This is a genomic window from Roseovarius confluentis, from assembly GCF_002917925.1.
Lineage (GTDB): Bacteria > Pseudomonadota > Alphaproteobacteria > Rhodobacterales > Rhodobacteraceae > Roseovarius > Roseovarius confluentis.
In genome coordinates this window covers 254,634-272,109 of the sequence record NZ_PPFE01000002.1, presented here as the reverse complement: position 1 = coordinate 272,109, position 17,476 = coordinate 254,634, and the positions used below count along the sequence as shown (strand labels likewise).

General features: G+C 61.4%; 29 protein-coding genes. 6 read left to right on the top strand and 23 right to left on the bottom strand.

Annotated elements, in window-relative coordinates:
• Positions 1-54: 54 nt before the first annotated feature.
• From C2I35_RS06215 to C2I35_RS06200, 4 genes are all read right to left on the bottom strand, one after another.
• Positions 55-699, bottom strand: a complete 645-nt coding sequence (locus C2I35_RS06215; RefSeq protein ID WP_103762160.1) for an adenylate kinase — start codon at positions 697-699, stop codon at positions 55-57.
• A complete protein-coding gene (secY, locus tag C2I35_RS06210; protein ID WP_103762159.1) occupies positions 696-2,060 on the bottom strand; it encodes a preprotein translocase subunit SecY in 1,365 nt (454 codons plus the stop codon). The genes C2I35_RS06215 and secY overlap by 4 nt, the downstream gene beginning before the upstream one ends.
• Positions 2,061-2,169: 109 nt before the next feature.
• Positions 2,170-2,643, bottom strand: a complete 474-nt coding sequence (rplO, locus tag C2I35_RS06205; RefSeq protein WP_103762158.1) for a 50S ribosomal protein L15 — start codon at positions 2,641-2,643, stop codon at positions 2,170-2,172.
• Between the two features lie 146 nt (positions 2,644-2,789).
• Positions 2,790-3,233 (bottom strand): response regulator, encoded by a 444-nt coding sequence (locus tag C2I35_RS06200; protein ID WP_170067134.1) that lies wholly within the window; start codon positions 3,231-3,233, stop codon positions 2,790-2,792.
• A gap of 258 nt (positions 3,234-3,491) precedes the next feature.
• On the opposite strand from C2I35_RS06200, the gene C2I35_RS06195 reads away from it, so the two are divergent.
• A complete protein-coding gene (locus C2I35_RS06195) occupies positions 3,492-3,734 on the top strand; it encodes a hypothetical protein (protein ID WP_103762156.1) in 243 nt (80 codons plus the stop codon).
• Positions 3,735-3,787: 53 nt separating this feature from the next.
• On the opposite strand, the gene C2I35_RS06190 is transcribed toward C2I35_RS06195, so the two are convergent.
• Positions 3,788-4,831 (bottom strand): Hint domain-containing protein, encoded by a 1,044-nt coding sequence (locus C2I35_RS06190; protein ID WP_103762155.1) that lies wholly within the window; start codon positions 4,829-4,831, stop codon positions 3,788-3,790.
• A gap of 421 nt (positions 4,832-5,252) precedes the next feature.
• Between C2I35_RS06190 and C2I35_RS22300 the strand changes: the two genes are divergently transcribed.
• A complete protein-coding gene (locus tag C2I35_RS22300) occupies positions 5,253-5,858 on the top strand; it encodes a hypothetical protein (RefSeq protein WP_211286114.1) in 606 nt (201 codons plus the stop codon).
• Between the two features lie 9 nt (positions 5,859-5,867).
• Here the strand turns inward: C2I35_RS22300 and C2I35_RS06180 are convergent, their stop codons facing one another.
• Entirely contained in the window at positions 5,868-6,251 is a 384-nt protein-coding gene (locus tag C2I35_RS06180; RefSeq protein WP_103762154.1) for an ectoine synthase, read from the bottom strand.
• Positions 6,252-6,297: 46 nt separating this feature from the next.
• Between C2I35_RS06180 and C2I35_RS06175 the strand changes: the two genes are divergently transcribed.
• Together C2I35_RS06175 and C2I35_RS06170 are read left to right on the top strand one after the other, a co-directional pair.
• Positions 6,298-7,011, top strand: coding sequence for a vWA domain-containing protein (locus C2I35_RS06175; RefSeq protein ID WP_245890416.1), 714 nt, complete (start codon positions 6,298-6,300; stop codon positions 7,009-7,011).
• A gap of 196 nt (positions 7,012-7,207) precedes the next feature.
• Entirely contained in the window at positions 7,208-7,795 is a 588-nt protein-coding gene (locus C2I35_RS06170) for a DUF4230 domain-containing protein (protein ID WP_170067133.1), read from the top strand.
• A 173-nt stretch (positions 7,796-7,968) separates the two neighbouring features.
• On the opposite strand, the gene rpmD is transcribed toward C2I35_RS06170, so the two are convergent.
• From rpmD to rpmC, 11 genes are all read right to left on the bottom strand, one after another.
• A complete protein-coding gene (gene rpmD / locus C2I35_RS06165; protein ID WP_057795009.1) occupies positions 7,969-8,157 on the bottom strand; it encodes a 50S ribosomal protein L30 in 189 nt (62 codons plus the stop codon).
• Between the two features lie 3 nt (positions 8,158-8,160).
• Positions 8,161-8,736, bottom strand: a complete 576-nt coding sequence (gene rpsE / locus C2I35_RS06160; protein ID WP_103762152.1) for a 30S ribosomal protein S5 — start codon at positions 8,734-8,736, stop codon at positions 8,161-8,163.
• Positions 8,737-8,893: 157 nt separating this feature from the next.
• The gene (rplR, locus tag C2I35_RS06155; RefSeq protein WP_103762151.1) at positions 8,894-9,253 is read right to left on the bottom strand and encodes a 50S ribosomal protein L18; all 360 of its coding nucleotides are present in this window, start codon (positions 9,251-9,253) and stop codon (positions 8,894-8,896) included.
• A 12-nt stretch (positions 9,254-9,265) separates the two neighbouring features.
• A complete protein-coding gene (gene rplF / locus C2I35_RS06150) occupies positions 9,266-9,799 on the bottom strand; it encodes a 50S ribosomal protein L6 (protein WP_103762150.1) in 534 nt (177 codons plus the stop codon).
• Between the two features lie 13 nt (positions 9,800-9,812).
• Positions 9,813-10,205: a 30S ribosomal protein S8 gene (rpsH, locus tag C2I35_RS06145; protein ID WP_103762149.1), complete on the bottom strand. Its 393-nt coding sequence runs from the start codon at positions 10,203-10,205 to the stop codon at positions 9,813-9,815.
• Between the two features lie 13 nt (positions 10,206-10,218).
• Positions 10,219-10,524, bottom strand: coding sequence for a 30S ribosomal protein S14 (gene rpsN, locus C2I35_RS06140; RefSeq protein ID WP_103762148.1), 306 nt, complete (start codon positions 10,522-10,524; stop codon positions 10,219-10,221).
• Between the two features lie 18 nt (positions 10,525-10,542).
• A complete protein-coding gene (gene rplE / locus C2I35_RS06135) occupies positions 10,543-11,106 on the bottom strand; it encodes a 50S ribosomal protein L5 (protein ID WP_103762147.1) in 564 nt (187 codons plus the stop codon).
• The gene (gene rplX, locus C2I35_RS06130; RefSeq protein WP_057794992.1) at positions 11,099-11,410 is read right to left on the bottom strand and encodes a 50S ribosomal protein L24; all 312 of its coding nucleotides are present in this window, start codon (positions 11,408-11,410) and stop codon (positions 11,099-11,101) included. Before rplX ends, rplE begins: the two co-directional genes overlap by 8 nt.
• Position 11,411: 1 nt before the next feature.
• Positions 11,412-11,780, bottom strand: coding sequence for a 50S ribosomal protein L14 (gene rplN / locus C2I35_RS06125; protein WP_103762146.1), 369 nt, complete (start codon positions 11,778-11,780; stop codon positions 11,412-11,414).
• Positions 11,781-11,860: 80 nt separating this feature from the next.
• Positions 11,861-12,091 carry a 30S ribosomal protein S17 gene (gene rpsQ / locus C2I35_RS06120; protein ID WP_103762145.1) on the bottom strand — a complete coding sequence of 77 codons (231 nt, stop codon included), beginning with the start codon at positions 12,089-12,091 and terminating at the stop codon, positions 11,861-11,863.
• An 11-nt stretch (positions 12,092-12,102) separates the two neighbouring features.
• The gene (rpmC, locus tag C2I35_RS06115) at positions 12,103-12,303 is read right to left on the bottom strand and encodes a 50S ribosomal protein L29 (RefSeq protein ID WP_057794983.1); all 201 of its coding nucleotides are present in this window, start codon (positions 12,301-12,303) and stop codon (positions 12,103-12,105) included.
• Positions 12,304-12,618: 315 nt separating this feature from the next.
• On the opposite strand from rpmC, the gene C2I35_RS06110 reads away from it, so the two are divergent.
• Positions 12,619-13,059: a GFA family protein gene (locus tag C2I35_RS06110; RefSeq protein ID WP_103762144.1), complete on the top strand. Its 441-nt coding sequence runs from the start codon at positions 12,619-12,621 to the stop codon at positions 13,057-13,059.
• A gap of 31 nt (positions 13,060-13,090) precedes the next feature.
• Here C2I35_RS06110 and C2I35_RS06105 read toward each other — a convergent pair whose 3' ends face one another.
• Entirely contained in the window at positions 13,091-13,711 is a 621-nt protein-coding gene (locus C2I35_RS06105; RefSeq protein WP_103762143.1) for a 2OG-Fe(II) oxygenase family protein, read from the bottom strand.
• An 88-nt stretch (positions 13,712-13,799) separates the two neighbouring features.
• On the opposite strand from C2I35_RS06105, the gene C2I35_RS06100 reads away from it, so the two are divergent.
• Positions 13,800-14,507, top strand: coding sequence for a lysozyme family protein (locus tag C2I35_RS06100; protein WP_103762142.1), 708 nt, complete (start codon positions 13,800-13,802; stop codon positions 14,505-14,507).
• Between the two features lie 181 nt (positions 14,508-14,688).
• Here C2I35_RS06100 and rplP read toward each other — a convergent pair whose 3' ends face one another.
• From rplP to rplB, 5 genes are read right to left on the bottom strand one after another with little or no spacing between them, the layout of a single operon-like run.
• Positions 14,689-15,102 carry a 50S ribosomal protein L16 gene (gene rplP / locus C2I35_RS06095; RefSeq protein ID WP_103762141.1) on the bottom strand — a complete coding sequence of 138 codons (414 nt, stop codon included), beginning with the start codon at positions 15,100-15,102 and terminating at the stop codon, positions 14,689-14,691.
• Positions 15,103-15,114: 12 nt separating this feature from the next.
• Positions 15,115-15,825 (bottom strand): 30S ribosomal protein S3, encoded by a 711-nt coding sequence (rpsC, locus tag C2I35_RS06090; RefSeq protein ID WP_103762140.1) that lies wholly within the window; start codon positions 15,823-15,825, stop codon positions 15,115-15,117.
• Positions 15,825-16,205 carry a 50S ribosomal protein L22 gene (gene rplV / locus C2I35_RS06085; RefSeq protein WP_103762139.1) on the bottom strand — a complete coding sequence of 127 codons (381 nt, stop codon included), beginning with the start codon at positions 16,203-16,205 and terminating at the stop codon, positions 15,825-15,827. Before rplV ends, rpsC begins: the two co-directional genes overlap by 1 nt.
• A 3-nt stretch (positions 16,206-16,208) precedes the next feature.
• On the bottom strand, positions 16,209-16,487 hold the full coding sequence (rpsS, locus tag C2I35_RS06080; RefSeq protein WP_057794973.1) for a 30S ribosomal protein S19: 279 nt from the start codon (positions 16,485-16,487) through the stop codon (positions 16,209-16,211).
• A 3-nt stretch (positions 16,488-16,490) separates the two neighbouring features.
• A complete protein-coding gene (gene rplB / locus C2I35_RS06075) occupies positions 16,491-17,333 on the bottom strand; it encodes a 50S ribosomal protein L2 (RefSeq protein WP_103762138.1) in 843 nt (280 codons plus the stop codon).
• Positions 17,334-17,476 lie beyond the last annotated feature (143 nt).

The following is a 17,476-nucleotide window of genomic DNA, read 5'->3' as shown; positions in this document are numbered from 1 at the left end:
ATCGGCAAAACCTCAAGGTTTAAAGGCCATTCGGCACGGACGCACAGGCGGCGTTCAGCCTTCCAACGCGCCCGCGATGCGGGCCTTGACCTCGTCGATCTCGCCCAGCCCGTCGATCGTCTCCAGATCGCCCTTGGCATAGTAATACCCGATCAGCGGCGAGGTCTTCTTGTAGTACTCCATCAGCCGCTGCTTGAGGCTGTCCTCGTTGTCGTCCGCCCGGCGCTTCACGTCCGTCGAGCCGCAATTGGCACATTTGCCATCCGCGGGCCACGGCTTGGTGATGTCGTTATAGACCGCGCCGCACCCGCCACAGGTCGAGCGTGCCGTGATGCGCTGCACCAGCGCCTCGTCATCCACCCGCATCTCCACGACCGCATCGAGGGTCTGGCCTGTCTCGGCCAGCAGTTCCGCCAGCGCGTCGGCCTGTGCCAGCGTCCGGGGAAACCCGTCAAAGATGAAGCCGCTACCATTCTCGCCGTTGATCTTCTCGCGAATGAGACCGATCACGATTTCGTCCGTCACAAGCTCGCCACGCGCCATCACGTCGGCCACGACCTTGCCCATCTCGGTGCCGCTGTCCTTGGCCTCGCGCAGCATGTCGCCCGTCGAAAGCTGGGTCATGCCCCGCTCCTCGACCAGGATGTGTGCTTGCGTGCCTTTACCGGCCCCCGGCGGTCCGAGAAGTATGATATTCATCGACGTCCTGTCCCTTTTCTGCGCGACCGTTTACGGCCCTTGCCGCTCAACTGCGACTTTTCGATCAGGCCCTCGTACTGGTGCGCCAGAAGATGCGACTGGACCTGCTGGATCGTGTCCATGGTCACCGATACCACGATGAGGACCGAAGTGCCGCCAAAATAGAAAGGTATGGAAAACTGTCCACGCAGGATTTCCGGGAGGAGACAAACTGCCGCAAGGTAAGCCGAGCCCAGTACCAGGATCCGCGTCACCACGTATTCCAGGTATTCCGCCGTCTTCTTGCCGGGGCGGATGCCGGGAACAAAGCCGTTCTGGTTTTTCAGATTGTCGGCCACGTCATCGGGCTTGAACGCCACGTTGTAGGTATAGAAATAGGCGAAGAACACGATCATCACCGTGAAGAACACCAGGTAGAGCGGCTGCCCGGGCCCGAAATAGGCCAGCAGGGTCGACATGAACGGGCCGGTATCGCTGCCCGAAAAGGTGCTGACCGTGGCCGGCAACAGCAGCAGCGACGACGCAAAGATCGCCGGGATCACACCCGCCGGGTTCACCTTGACCGGCAGGTGGCTCGACCCGCCGTCGTAGACCTTCATGCCCACCTGGCGGCGCGGATACTGGATGTGGATCTTGCGCAAGGACCGCTCCATGAACACCACGAAGGCGATCGTCGCCACGACCATCACGATCACGCCGATGATCACCGCCGGGCTGATCGCGCCCGACCGGCCGCTGGCAAAGAACTGTGCCAGCGCGGCGGGCACCTCGGCGATGATGCCCACGAAAATGATCAGCGAGATGCCGTTGCCCACGCCCCGCGCGGTGATCTGCTCACCCAGCCACATCAGGAACATCGTGCCCCCGACCAGCGTGATCATGCAGCTTGCGATAAAGAAGAACCCGGGGTTCGAGGCCAGATCCCCCGCCTGCAACGACGCGGCCAGACCATAGGATTGCAACGTGGCCAGGAACACCGTGCCATAGCGCGTGTACTGGTTGATCTTCTTGCGCCCCTGCTCGCCCTCTTTCTTCAGCTGCTCCAATGCCGGCACCATGGCCGTCATCAGCTGCACGATGATCGAGGCCGAGATATAGGGCATGATCCCCAGCGCGAAGACACCCATCCGTCCCAGCGCCCCGCCGGTGAACATCGACAGCATCCCGCCGATCGACGATGCCGCGCCTTCCATGAAGTTGCGCAGCTCTGCCCCGTCGATGCCCGGCACCGGGATATAGGTCCCGATCCGGTAGACGATAAGCAGGCCGATGGTGAAGAAGATGCGCTTGCGAAGCTCGGTGGCCTTGCCCAGGGCGGACCAGCTCGTGTTCGCCGCCATTTGTTCTGCTGCAGATACCATGCGGATCTCTTTTTTATGCAAACGCCGCCTAGGCCGTTTTCCGGCCAGGCGGCGTTTATAAGGAAAACTAGGGGTGTATGTAAGGGGCGAGACGCCCGCTCACAACCTCTTATTCAGCCGCCTTTGCGCTCGCCACGTTCAGCGAACCACCGGCTTTCTCGACCGCGTCGACTGCCGATTTCGATGCGCCAGTGACGTCCAGCGTCAGCTTCGCCGTCACTTCACCCTTCGCCAGGATGCGCACACCGTCCAGCTTGCGGCGCACCAGGCCGCTTTCAACCAGCGTGTCCTCGGTGATGGTGGACCCTGCGTCGATCTTCTTGGCGTCGACGAATTTCTGGATCATACCCAGGTTCACGACGGCGAATTTCTTGCGGTTGGGCTTGTTGAAGCCGCGCTTGGGCAGCCGTTGATACAGCGGCATCTGGCCGCCTTCATACCCGTTGATCGCCACGCCCGAACGGGATTTCTGACCCTTGATACCACGGCCACCGGTCTTGCCCATGCCAGAGCCAGGGCCACGTCCGATACGTTTCTTGCGTTTGGTCGCGCCTTCGTTGTCGCGCAGTTCATTCAGTTTCATGTCGCTTCTCCTAAGCCGGATGTGACCCCCGAAGCGATAGGGCCAACCACGGCATGTCTTGGTTCATGTGAATCGGGTCATGTCTGACCACCGGGGGCGTATAGACCCGTTGTGCCGGCCGATCAAGGGGCGATGTCCCGGTCGCGTCAGGCCTCTGCCCGCTCTTGCGAAAACAGCCCCGAAAGCTGCATCGACAAGTGCGCAGTCTGGAATGGCTTTTCGATCACTGGCGCCCGGAACCCAAGTTCGTGTACCACGTCCGGGCTGTGGGCCGTGACCAGCGCATAGGGCACCTTTCGCGCCTCCAGCGACGCCACCAACGGTTGGCAACTTTGCCCGCCAAGGTCGATATCCAGCACGACGCAGTCCAACTGCCCGGAACGATCTTGCACAAACCGCAGCGCATCGCTCAGCGTCTGAACCCGGCCAACCACGCTGAACCCGCATTCGTCCAGCGTGCACGCGATGTCCTCGCCGATCAATGGGTCGTCCTCGACCACCAGGACCCGCCGCAGCACGCCATGGCCGGGCGCGACCGGTGTCGCGGCGACGGTTGCGATGCTGCCGTCGCTTTCAGTGTCCGGCTGCATCAAATCAAGATCATCGCCCCGGCCCGCCTGCGCGTCCGGATGGGAAACTAAACTTTGAACTTCATTTTCGGAATGTGCCTTCATAAGGCAGCATATAACCATATTCCGAAAATTTACTAATGATTTCATTGCCTTAATATGACAACATTCCTCAAGTAGAGTAAAATGCAAATACTGCTCAACTTGAGTAACACACTCAGCTTGACTAAGCTGAGTATAGGCCTAAGTAAGAATTCAAGATCTCGGAAGGATCGAAGGATGCCCGATTCCAACTCCAAACGCTTGGAAAGATTACAAGTCATGATCTCGGACGACGAGCTCAAGGCTCTCGACGACTGGCGGTTCAAGGCCCACATGCCCAGCCGGGCGGCGGCCGTGCGCGAGTTGCTCAAGCGCGGATTGGCCGCCGAAGGGTATTTCAGTATCGCAGGTGGCGGTTCGGCCTCCAAGGATTTCGGCGTGATCTCCGCCGACCGCGGCAAACCCTCCTCCGGCGAATAGTCCCGTAGGGTGGGTGATAACCCACCATACCCCCGCTCAAATACCGAGTTCATTCAAGCGAATGCGCGCGCATTCTTCAGATGCCGCTCCACCAGCCGCCGGCCCCGTCCGCCCTGCGCAAACAGCCGCGCGGGCACGTCGCCCCTTGCCGCGGTCCGACTGGCACCCAGCATTGCAAGCGCCGCGCTTTGCGCGCTGCGCAACGTCTTCATCGCTTCCTGCCCGCGATAAAGGCTCTCGGCGCCGACACCGTTGGCGAACAGCACCTCGTGCCGGTCCATCACCACGTGGTAATAGTCCACACCTCCGTCGCGCGGGTCCGTCTCTACCCCCGTCACGCCCCGCAGGAATTTCGCCGGCAACAGCACTTCGGACTGGCCGAACATCCGCTGCGCGATTTTCGATCTGACAAGGATGCGATGCTGCGGCGACACCACCAGCGGCGCGTCGGGCAGGCCCTGCCCCAGCGCCCCGGCGGATATGCGGATCGGACGCACGTGCGGGTTTCGCGCCAGCGACGCGGCGTTGATCGCGTGATGCTCGAGCCAGCGCACCGGGCGCGGCCCGTGATCGGCGGTCAGCACCAGATCCCCTGGCGCCAGCGTCTCGATCGGCCGGGCGCCACCCTCCGCCACCGCGATCATCGTCCCGGCGGCGAAACACACCACGTTCACCTCGTCATCCGTTGTCCCGATCACCGCCGCGTCGTTGCCGGCCACATCGGTGATCCCGCCGGTCGTCACCGACTGAACGGTCAGGTCGCCATAACTGTCGTTGGGCAGGATGAAATACCGCGTCGTGCCCCCGTTCGACACGGTCAGGAACATCACATCCAGATTGTCTTCGTTTTGCGGGCCAAAGCTTCGCGTGCTGCCGTCACCCAGCAGGAGACTGCCTGACGATGACGGCTCCTGGATCAGATCGATGGTATAGATCGTCCCGCCAATCGAGATCAGGTCGCCCTCGTCGAATTCCCCGTCGTCCAGTTCCGTGCCGCTGGCGCCGTCGACCACGCCAAGCAGGTTCCCATTCTCCTCCGAATAGGTCGTGTTCGCGCTGATGATCGTGACCTCGAGCAGGTCATAAATGCTCGCCATTGCCCGTTTGCCTTTGCATGAGGCGGCCCAGCGTCACCGCAAAATGCGGGTCTGGTTCAATCCCCGATCGCCATGTGAATTTCTAGGGCATTGGCTTTAAAGCCCGGTTAACGAGAAATGCGTCTGGCGGAGCACCGGTGCATCTGCGGCAGTTACAGACCATCGACCACGATCCCGGGATGGGCCGAGTTTTTGCCACGGCACCCTGCTGAAATCCGCAGCCAGCGTGGCGCGACGCGGCAAATGGCGCCACGGGCAGCGCGCTGTCCGTTAATCGGTCGGGGGCCGACACCGGCACCGTCGCGATACCGATGGGAATACCGACGCAATACCGACGTGGGTTTCGCTGTATTCGCGGCATTAACGTTCGAGTCACCACGCAACCTTTGCCCTTCCGGCCGCCCGCACCTACATTCATCCCATGCGCGCCGTTCTTACCCTCATCGCTCTTGTCTGCCTTTTGTCCGGCACCGCCCGCGCTGCTGACGGACGGCCCGATCCCGGCCTGATGTGGAACCGCACCGGCCTGCCCCTCACCTTTCCTTTGCAGGTCAAAAGCCCGCCCGGCGCGGACTATATCGTCACGCTGACAGACAACGAAACCGACACCCAAGCTCTTGCCGCCTATATCCGCGGCGGCGTCTTCTTCCGCGTTCTCGTGCCGCCCGGAACCTATCGCCTGCGCTTCGATTACGGAACGGTCTGGCACAGCGCCGAGGAACGCTTCGCCGGCCAGAAGACCCTCCACCTCGAAACTCCGCTCACATTTGAAACGCGTGGTATCGGGCGCAAGGCAGGCCACCTTGTCGACCTCACCGAAATGGACCTCGATCAGAACACAGCGGCGGCCCCTCGCACCCAAGAACAGGTGTTTTGCCAGGTCTCCCGCACCGAGATCCGTCCCAACTGTCGCCTGGGCGATGACGCCTGCGAACCGACTGGAACGTCGGACGGTTACACGTCACCCTATGGCATCAATTCGCGCTACGACTTCACCCGCGAAAGCTATACGCGCCTGTGTGATTGACGCGCATCATCACGCCGGACCGCCCGCCGCCTCGGTCTTGTTCTGATCCTCGCGTCCCGTCAGGGCAGGCGTGAAAATGCAGATGAACCGCAGGTTGGTTTCCGCCCGCACGATATGCGGATCGTTCTGGTCCAGCACGTACATCACGCCGGGCTCCAGCGGCCACACTTCGCCGGTGGTCTCGTTCTCCACCTCGCCCTTACCCTCGATGCAATAATTGGTCTCGATGTGGTCCTTGTATTCCAGCAACTGCACGGTTCCGGCCTTCACGATCGTGTCGTGAAACGAATAGCCCAGATCGTCCCGGGCCAGCAAAAGTCGCCTGCTTTCAAAGGCCTCGCCCTTGGCGTGGTCCTCCGTCCCGATAACCTCTTCCAACGTCTTAACGAACATCTTGTGTCTCCTTAAAAGGGCCAGTCTTGATTTCAGACCCGCCGCGATGTCTCATCTGAATATGAAACGCGTCCTGCTGACAACGCTTACCGTACTGACCTGTGCCCTGCCCGCGGTGCCGCGGGCCGTGGCGCAGGACTGCAGCCGCGACGCGATGCTGGTCTTTGACGGCTCCGCCTCGATGGCCGAGGTGGGCTTTGACCAGACCGCCCCCACCCGGATCGAGGACGCCCGCACCGCCCTGCGCCGCGTCCTGCCCCAGATCGCGCCGGTGCGACGCGTAGGCCTTCTGACCTATGGCCCCGGCCCCGAAGGCTCCTGCCATGGCATCAACCTGAAATTCCCGCCTGTCACGGACGCGGCCCAACCCATCATCGACGCCATCGACCTGATGGACCCGATCGGCCTGACCCCGCTGACCGAGGCCGTGGCCGAGGCCGCCCGCGTGCTGAACCACACCACCACGCCGGGCATCGTCGTGCTGGTGACCGACGGCAACGAAACCTGCGGCGGCCGACCCTGCGCGCTCGGGGCCGAACTTGCCGCCACCTCCGCCAACCTCACCGTGCATGTCATCGGCTTCCGCGTCGTGGCCGACCCTTTCGCCTGGGACAGCCCCGAGGCCGGGATCTACACGGACGGCTCCTCGATCGCCCGCTGCATCTCGGACCAGACCGGGGGCATGTACGTGGCGACCGATACGGTTGACGAGTTGACCGAGGCGCTGCGCAAGACCTTGGGATGCGCGCTGATTGGTTAGGGTGTGACCGCTTGTTCCAGCTTTTTTCCAGTTCCAACAAGAATTATTCATGAAGTATTAACTAGAGAGAACTCAGCATCTAGGTTAGAAGCGATATGTCGTATTGGGAGCGCTTCAGGTGAAACTACTTTCTATTCTTTTGATGGTCGTCGCAGTCTTTGCAATACTTCGGTTTGTTCCAATTTAGATGAAACCGATGGCAAGTAAGCTTCGTTGGTACGGTCTTTCGGTTTGCGCCATCGCGCTAGGCGCATGCGGTGCACTTGCTTTCAATGCGGTTTTCGGCCCTCCCACCTATTCTGGTGCCGCGCAGTTGATCCGAAGCGAAACAGTGGCCAAGCTTACGACACAACGGATAGTCACAAACTCAATCGTGACCCGAGACGACAGCGAAACTTTCTTAGGCGAAGATCAAACACTCGCGTACGGAACAGTTACTCTTTCGTACGGTATCGACCTTGAATTGGCGAAACTAATTCGCAACGAAAGCGCGCCCGGCGGATTTGACGTGAAACTGCCAGAATTGCAGCTTCTTTCCGCGGAAATCGATGAAGATACGGTTGTTGTAGATCGCGATGCAACCGGCCTAAGCCGCCTTCTCAAGAGCAGCAACTCAGAAATTGAGTCTCAAATTCGGACAGCACTTAAACTTGAGGCTGATAAATTCATAAGAACAAATGGAGGTTTGCCTTCTCAAAATGAAATGGAACAATGGGTGAAGACCCTCCTGCTCGACATTGGTTATGATCACACGATGATCGATGAATTAGATCGCGCGAGTTAGTGAACGTACTTTTATGAATTTTCAAAAGTATTTCGGCTGCAGGTACCCACAATAGGCTCGGAAGCGTTTCTCGCTGGTTCAAAACAAGCTTTCACTCCTAAAACAAAAAAACACCCCGGCCATCTCTGACCGGGGTGCCAAACTCGTAGGGTGGGTGAAAACCCACCGGGGCCTCAGCCCTTCTCTTCAACGATCTCCACAAGGTGCGGGATCTTGTTGATCATGCCACGGACCGACGGCGTGTCTTCCAGCTCACGGGTCCGGTGCATCTTGTTCAGGCCCAACCCGATCAGCGTCTTGCGCTGGATCTCGGGGCGGCGGATGGGCGAGCCCACCTGCTTGACGACGATGGTCTTTGCCATGGTTTACGCCTCCTCTGCGACGTGGGACGACTCGGCCGGGGCCTCGTCACGCTTGGGCAGGATGTCGGCGACCTTCTTGCCGCGACGCTGTGCGACCATGCGCGGGCTGGTCTCTTTCTGCAGGCCGTTCAGGGTCGCACGGATCATGTTGTAGGGGTTCTGCGAGCCCGTCGACTTCGCGACAACGTCCTGAACGCCCAGCATCTCGAACACGGCCCGCATCGGACCACCGGCGATGATACCGGTACCGGTCGGCGCGGTGCGCATGACGACCTTGCCGGCGCCCCAGCGACCTTCCATGTCGTGGTGCAGCGTGCGGCCTTCGCGCAGCGGCACGCGGATCATCTGGCGCTTGGCCTGCTCGGTGGCCTTACGGATGGCCTCGGGGACCTCCTTGGCCTTGCCCTTGCCGAAGCCGACACGGCCCTTCTGGTCGCCCACGACGACGAGCGCGGCAAAGCCGAAGCGCTTACCACCCTTCACGGTTTTCGAAACACGGTTGATCGCAACCAGGCGATCGGCGAATTCCGGGGTTTCGTCGCGATCGCGACCCCCACGGCGATTGTCATCTCTTGCCATACGCGGCGTCCTTTCTGCGGGCCTTTGCCCTTTGATGTATCAATCCAAGTCCGCCAATGGGGCGTCCGGATCATCGAGGCGGTTCACCCGCCTGCAACGTTTTGGTGGGTCGAAGCCCCACCCTACGCAAACCACGTAGGGTGGGATTTCATCCCACCTAGATCTTAAGGCCACCCTCACGGGCGGCATCTGCCAGCGCCTTGATCCGGCCGTGGAAGAGGAACCCACCACGGTCGAACTGCGCCTCGGTCACGCCTGCCTTCTTGGCGCGTTCCGCGATGGTCGCGCCGATCTTGGCCGCCGCTTCCAACGTGTTCTTGCCGACAAAGCCCAGATCCTTTTCCAGGGTCGAGGCCGAGGCCAGGGTCGTGCCGTTCACGTCGTCGATCAGCTGCACGCTCATGTTCTTGGACGAACGGTGCACCGAAAGACGGGGGCGGCCGGCATTGACCTTGCGAAGTTTGCTCCGGACGCGCATACGGCGTTTCTGGAACAGTTGTCTCTTGCTGTTTGCCATTTTCTCGCGTCCTTACTTCTTCTTGCCTTCCTTCTGGAAGATGTACTCGCCCTTGTAGCGGATGCCCTTGCCCTTGTAGGGCTCGGGGCGCCGCCAGTCGCGGATATTGGCCGCGACCTGACCGACGAGCTGCTTGTCGTGGCCTTCGACCACCAGTTCGGTGGGCTTGGGCGCGGTGACAGTCACACCTTCCGGAACTTCGAAATCCACATCGTGGCTCAGGCCCAGGTTCAGCTTCAGGATGTTACCCTGCATCTGAGCCCGGTAGCCCACGCCGCGGATCTCCAGCTCCTGCTTGAACGGCTCGCGCGAGCCGTGCACCAGGTTGGCGACGATGGTGCGCGTCATGCCCCACTGCTGACGGGCGCGCTTTGACTTGCCGCGCGGCGTCACCGTGATGGCGCCCTCGCCCACTTCGATCGACACGTCGTCGGTCGCCGTGAAGCTTTTGGTCGCCTTGGGGCCTTTGACCTCGATGGTCTGGCCCGAAACGGTGGCGGAAACGCCATCGGGCAGGGCCACGGGTTGTTTACCGATACGAGACATTACACAGGCCTCCTTAGAATACCGTGCAAAGCACTTCGCCGCCAACGTTCTGGCTGCGCGCGTTCGCGTCCGACATCACACCCTTGGAGGTGGAGACAATCGACACGCCCAGGCCCTGGCGGACCGACGGGATGTCATTGACGCCCATGTAAACCCGGCGGCCGGGCTTGGAGACCCGCTTCATCTCGCGGATCACGGGGGCGCCTTCGAAATACTTCAGGCTCACTTCAAGGGCCGGGTGGCCCTTGTCGTCCGTGGCGCTTTCGTAACCACGGATGTAGCCTTCGTCGGCCAGCACATCCAGAACGCGCACGCGCATCTTGGAGGCGGGGACCATGACGGTGGACTTGCCACGCATACCTGCGTTCCGCAGGCGGGTGAGCATATCGCCGATAGGATCGTTCATCTCATATCCCTCCTTACCAGCTCGACTTGACCATACCGGGCAGCTGACCCGACGAGCCAAGGTCGCGCAGGGCGATCCGGCTGATCTTCAGCTTGCGGTAATAGGCATGCGGCCGGCCGGTCAGCTGGCAGCGGTTATGCAGGCGGGTGGCCGAGCTGTTGCGCGGCAGTTGCGCCAATTTCAGGGAGGCCCGGAAGCGGTCTTCCATCGGCTTTTCCTGGTCGTTGATGATCTCTTTCAAAGCGGCCCGCTTGGCGGCGTATTGCTTCACCAGGCGCTGACGCTTCTTCTCGCGTTCGATCATTGCTTTTTTAGCCATGTTTCAAATTCCTCGCGATTAGCTGTTGAAGGGCATGTTGAAGTGCTTCAACAGCGCCTTGGCTTCAGCGTCGGTCGGCGCCGTGGTTGCGATGATGACATCGATGCCCCAGACTTCGTCGACCTTGTCGAAGTTGATTTCGGGGAAAACGATGTGCTCCTTGATGCCCATGGCATAGTTGCCGTTGCCATCGAACGACTTGCCCGACACACCGCGGAAGTCGCGGATCCGCGGCATCGCCACGGTGATCAGACGGTCAAGGAATTCGTACATGCGGTTGCCGCGCAGGGTCACCTTGGCGCCCAGTGGCATGCCTTCACGCACCCGGAACCCGGCGATCGAGTTCTTGGCCGTCGTGATAACGGCGTGCTGGCCGGCGATGGTGGACAGGTCTTCCTGGGCCGACTTGGCCTTCTTGGAATCCTTCACCGCTTCGGCGCCGCAGCCGATGTTCAGGACGATCTTGTCCAGGCGCGGGATCTGCATGTCGTTGGTATAGCCGAACTCTTCCTTCAGCGCCGCCTTGATGGTGTCGCGGAACTGTTGGCGCAGACGCGGGGTGTAATTTTCAGTATCAAGCATCGATCACGTCCCCCGTGGTCTTGGCGTAACGCACCTTCTTGTCGCCTTCCATCTTGAAGCCGACGCGGGTGGGTTTGCCGTTGGCGTCGACAAAGGCCAGGTTGCTGATGTCGATCGGCAGCGCCTTGGGCAGGCGTCCGCCCTGGCTTTGCTGGCTCTGGCGGGTGTGGCGGATGGCCATGTTCACACCATCGACAACGGCCTTGCCGGCCTTGGGATCGACAGACGTGATCGTGCCTTCCTTGCCCTTGTCCTTGCCGGACAGGACGACGACCTTGTCGCCTTTTTTCAGTTTGGCAGCCATGTCACAGCACCTCCGGGGCGAGCGAAATGATCTTCATGAAGTTCTTCGCGCGAAGTTCACGAACCACCGGTCCGAAGATACGCGTGCCCACCGGCTCACCTGCGTTGTTCAGGATCACGGCGGCGTTGCGGTCAAAGCGGATGGCGGTGCCGTCTTCACGGCGGATCTCTTTGGCGGTGCGCACGACGACGGCCTTGCGGACGTCACCTTTCTTCACGCGGCCGCGCGGGATGGCTTCCTTCACCGAGACGACGATGATGTCGCCCACGGACGCATATTTGCGCTTGGAACCACCCAGGACCTTGATGCACTGCACCCGGCGTGCGCCGGAGTTGTCAGCAACATCCAGATTGGTCTGCATCTGGATCATTAGGTTTCTCCCGACCTAAGGGGTCAGCCTTTCCGGCGTCTTGGCCCCATGGTTTCGATCAAACCGAAAGGTTCTTTGGCCTAGGCCTCAAGAACCTCCCAGCGTTTCGTTTTCGATTTCGGCGCACATTCGATGATGCGAACAGAGTCACCGACCTTGAAAGCGTTCTTCTCATCGTGAGCCCGGTACTTCTTGGACTTACGAATGGTCTTTTGCAGCACCGGGTGCTTGAAGCGACGCTCGACCGAAACGGTGACGGTCTGGGCGTTTGCGTCGGAGGTCACGACGCCTTGCAGGATGCGCTTGGGCATGGTGGCTCTCCTTATTCAGCAGCCGAGGCGGCTTTTTCGTTCAGCACGGTTTTCACACGTGCCACATCGCGACGGACCGTTCTGATCCGCGCAGGGTTTTCCAGCGACCCTGTCGCTGCCTGAAAGCGCAGGTTGAACTGCTCTTTCTTCAGGTTGGACAACTCCTCGCGAAGCTGGTCCGGCGTCTTGTCACGCAATTCGGTGGCGTTCATGGCCATCGTCCCTTCTCAAAACACCGGCCGGCCCCTGCTCGATGGCTCAGGGTCACACGGTTTCCCCGGTGGATGAATGTCAAAAACGAATCCCCGCGAAACGCGGGGACCCGTGGATTGGGGCCGTATAAGGGAGGTTCCCCATCAGGGCAAGGGAAAGTTTGACATAACTGCGGAAACGGCTTCGCGCTGCCAAACCGACCGCGCCGACAGTTCCACGTGACACCTATGTCTAACTTGTCAGGTCGGCCTCTCAAAGCGTGAGATGTGCACGCGGCGCAACACCTGCGCCGGACAACAGAGGAGGAGAATATTATGTCCAGCCCGTATTCAGGAGGCTGCGATCACGTCAAGGTGACCGCCAGCGCCGAACCGATCGACAACCACGAGTGCCATTGCAACGTCTGCAAGAACGTCACCGGTCAGCACACGACCCACGTGGCCTTCTTCAACTGGGGCGACCTCAAGGCCGAGGGCGGCGAGATGAAGCGCCAGCCCTTCAACGCCGACAACCCCGACGGCCCGCTGGAGCTCTGCACCTGCGCCGATTGCGGAGCCGCGCTGATGCTGGATGACAAGCAAAAGCGTATCCGCGTGGCCGTGCCCAACGTCATGGGCTATGACGACGCGGCCTTCCCTGATGCGACGTATCACGCGTTCTGGGACGAAAGCAAAGGCTACGCCAAGCCCGACGATGGCCGCCCCGTCTATGACGGCCTGCGACCGGAATTCAGCTGGCCGCAGCCTGCGGCCTGACTGTCTGGCCCTGCCGCGCGATCGGCGGGGCCTACCCCCAGGCGTAGTTGAAACTCACGCTGATCCGTTCATCCTCGGACATGTTCATCGGCACCTCGTGCCGCAGCCAGCTTTCCCAAAGCAGCACGTCGCCCACATTGGGTTTGGCATAGATGAAGGTCCGCAACTCTTCCCGCGCGTCCTTCTTTCGCCCGGGCGCCGCCATCATCCGGGCGGAACGCGGGTCTTCCAGCTTCAACGCGCTGGCGCCGTCCGGCATCGCCACGTAGGTCGTCCCGGAAATCACCGAATGCGGGTGCAGATGCGACGAATGCGTCCCGCCCTCGGGCAGGATGTTGATCCAGATATCCTCCAGCTTCAGCTCCCGCCCGTCCAGGTCGAACTCCAGGTCTTCCGCAAAAGCCGCCACATGCGCATCCAGCGATTTGACGAGGTCCGCGAAAATCGGAAACCGCCACGGCAGGTCGGTCAGCGAGGCATAGGACGTATAGCCCGGATACCCGTTCTCCTCGCACCATTCCTGCCCCGCCTCGTCATCTTCGGCGATGGCATAGCACGACGCCTCCATTTCATCCGGGTCAATGCGGGGGCCCTGCTCCGACAGGGCGGCACGGTAAAGGCGGGTCACGAAGAGAGATTTGATATCAGCCATGCCCGCGTCTTATCGCGCGTCCTGCCGAAGGCAAGGATTTCTTCAGGTCTTTGCCCCATAACGCCCCCAGCACAAGAAGGGGGCAAGCATGAACCGAACCATCGCGGCGTCCGGCCTCTGCGTCGGCCTGGGCCTTGCCGGCCCCGTTACGGCGGACCCAGCCACCGGCAGCCTCTTCGCCGCGCGTCAGCCGCTTTTCTCGATGCAAACGGACACCCGTGATGCCCTATCCTCCGCCAGCCTCTTTGTCGACAGGGCCGACGGCGGTCTCTTCGCCGCCCTGCCCGGCCGCCTCGATGCGCCCCTGCGCCACGGCGGGACCAAGGCCACCCGTCTGCGCGACCTGATCGCGCGGGCCGAGGCCGGGCGCGCGGGCTATGATGCGGTCCAGCACGGCGCGCGCGTCAAGCCACCGCGCCGCCCCACCGACATGACCCTGCAGGACATCTACGACTGGATCGAGGCCACCCCCGACCAGCCCCACGCCATCGGCCGGTACCAGTTTATCCCACCGACGCTGCGCCACTCCGCCGCGCGCCTCGATCTGCCCGCCAGCGCCCGGTTCAGCCCTGCGGTGCAGGACCGGCTTGCCGACCTGCTGCTGGGGGACGCAGGGCTGATGAAGGTCAAGGCGGGCGAAATGACCGTGGACACGTTCATGCTGAACCTCGCCAAGATCTGGGCCGGCCTGCCCATCCCCTCGGGCCGCAGCTATTACGACGGGGTCGCGGGAAACAAGGCGACGATGACCTACGAGGCCTACGCGCACCAGGTGCGCGGCATACTGGGCGGGTGATATCACATCGCGCCCCCCCCCGTCCCGGGCCTGACCCGGGACCTCCCGTAGGGTGGGTGAAACCCACCATACCTGCCAAATGGAAACCCCCGCCGATCTCTCGACGGGGGTGTTTTTTCTCTACCGCGGTGCGGCTGCAAGTGACTGCGTCAATCGCTTTCCCGCACTCGTGAGGATTGGATTACCAATCCTCGCGGACCACGACGCGGGTCTTGACCGGCAGCTTCATCGCCGCGAGGCGCAGGGCCTCCATGGCAACTGCCTCACCGACACCGTCGATCTCGAACATCACGCGGCCGGGCTTGACCTTGCAGGCCCAGAAATCGACCGAGCCCTTACCTTTACCCATCCGAACTTCGACGGGTTTGGAGGTCACGGGCGTGTCCGGGAAGATCCGGATCCAGACGCGGCCCTGACGCTTCATGTGACGCGTCATGGCACGACGGGCTGCCTCGATCTGACGGGCGGTCACGCGCTCGGGCGTGGTCGCTTTCAGGCCGTAAGTGCCAAAGTTCAGATCAGAGCCGCCCTTGGCCTCGCCCTTGATCCGGCCCTTGAACATCTTACGGAATTTAGTGCGCTTTGGTTGAAGCATTTCTCATCCTCCTCAGCGGCGGCCGCCACCAGCACCACGAGGTGCCGGGCCGTCCTGAAGTTCCTGCGCCTTGCGATCCCGGGCTGCCGGATCATGTTCCATGATCTCGCCCTTGAAGATCCAGACCTTGATGCCGATGATCCCGTAGGGTGTGCTGGCCTCGATATTGGCGTAATCGATGTCGGCACGCAGCGTGTGCAGCGGAACCCGGCCCTCGCGGTACCATTCGGTCCGTGCGATCTCGGCACCGCCCAGGCGGCCCGCGACGTTGACCCGGATACCCAGGGCCCCCATGCGCATGGCGTTCTGCACGGCACGTTTCATCGCGCGGCGGAACGACACACGACGCTCAAGCTGCTGGGCGATGCTTTCACCCACCAGGGCCGCGTCCAGTTCCGGCTTGCGAACCTCGACGATGTTCAGGTGCAGTTCGCTGTCGGTCATCGCCGCCAGCTTCTTGCGCAGGGTCTCGATATCGGCGCCTTTCTTGCCGATGATCACGCCGGGGCGCGCGGTGTGCACCGTAACGCGGCACTTCTTGTGCGGACGCTCGATGATCACGCGGCTGATGCCGGCCTGCTTGCACTCTTTCTTGATGAAATCACGGATCGCGATGTCTTCCAGCAGAAGATCACCGTAATCCTTGGTGTCGGCGTACCAGCGGCTGTCCCAGGTGCGGTTCACCTGCAGGCGCATGCCGATCGGATTGACTTTGTTACCCATTAGGCTTGCTCCTCGACTTCACGCACCTTGATGGTGATCTCTGAGAACGGCTTCAGAATGCGGCCGAACCGTCCACGCGCACGCGGGCGACCGCGTTTCATGATCAGGTTCTTGCCCACATAGGCCTCGGCCACGATCAGATCGTCGACATCCAGGTTGTGGTTGTTCTCGGCGTTGGCCACGGCGGACTGAAGACATTTCTTCACGTCCTGCGCGATCCGCTTCTTCGAGAAGGTCAGATCGTTCAGCGCCTTGTCCACCTTCTTGCCACGGATCATCGCGGCCACCAGGTTGAGTTTCTGCGGGCTGGTGCGAAGCATGCGCAGTTTTGCCATCGCTTCGTTGTCAGCCACGCGGCGGGGGTTCTTTTCCTTGCCCATGACTTACTTCCGCTTCGCTTTTTTATCGGCGGCGTGCCCGTAATAGGTACGGGTCGGCGCGTATTCACCGAATTTCTGACCGATCATATCTTCCGACACGTTGACGGGGATATGCTTGTGACCATTGTACACGCCAAACGTCAGGCCCACGAACTGGGGCAGGATCGTCGAACGGCGCGACCAGATCTTGATGACTTCGTTGCGCCCCGACTCGCGCGATGCTTCGGCCTTTTTCAGGACGTAGGCATCGACGAAGGGGCCTTTCCATACAGAGCGGCTCATGTGTTAACGGCCCTTCTTCCTGGCGTGACGCGAGCGGATGATCAGCTTCTGCGACGCCTTGTTCTTGTTACGGGTGCGCGCACCCTTCGTCGGCTTGCCCCAGGGCGTCACCGGGTGACGACCACCCGAGGTCCGGCCCTCACCACCACCATGGGGGTGGTCGATCGGGTTCATGACGACACCACGCACGGACGGGCGAATGCCCTTGTGGCGCATGCGGCCGGCCTTGCCGTAGTTCTGGTTGCTGTTGTCGGGGTTCGACACGGCACCAACGGTCGCCATGCACTCCTGACGCACCATGCGCAGCTCGCCCGAGGACAGGCGGATCTGGGCATAGCCACCGTCGCGGCCCACGAACTGGGCATAGGTGCCGGCGGCACGTGCGATCTGGCCGCCCTTGCCGGGCTTCAGCTCGATGTTGTGAACGATCGTGCCGATCGGCATGCCCTGGAACGGCATCGCGTTGCCGGGCTTGATGTCTGCCTTCGGCGAGGCGACGACGCTGTCACCCACGGCCAGGCGCTGCGGCGCAAGGATGTAGGCTTGCTCGCCATCTTCGTATTTGATCAGCGCGATAAAGGCCGTCCGGTTCGGGTCGTATTCGATCCGCTCGACGGTTGCGGCCACGTCGATCTTGTTGCGTTTGAAATCAACGATCCGGTAAAGGCGTTTGGCGCCACCCCCGCGACGACGCGAGGTAATCCGCCCGGTGTTGTTCCGGCCGCCCGATTTCGTCAGACCCTCGGTGAGGGCTTTGACGGGACGTCCTTTCCACAGCTCCGAACGGTCGATCAGCACCAGCCCGCGCTGGCCCGGCGTCGTCGGCTTGTACGACTTGAGTGCCATGCTTTCTGTCTTCCGTTTAGCAAACGGCGAAACCGGAATGTCCAGCTCCACCTATGTAGGGTGGGTTTCAAACCCACCGTGGTTATAGGCCCCCTTAGGTGCCCGGTTCAGGTGTTCTTGCGAACAACGGCAAAGCCCCGGAC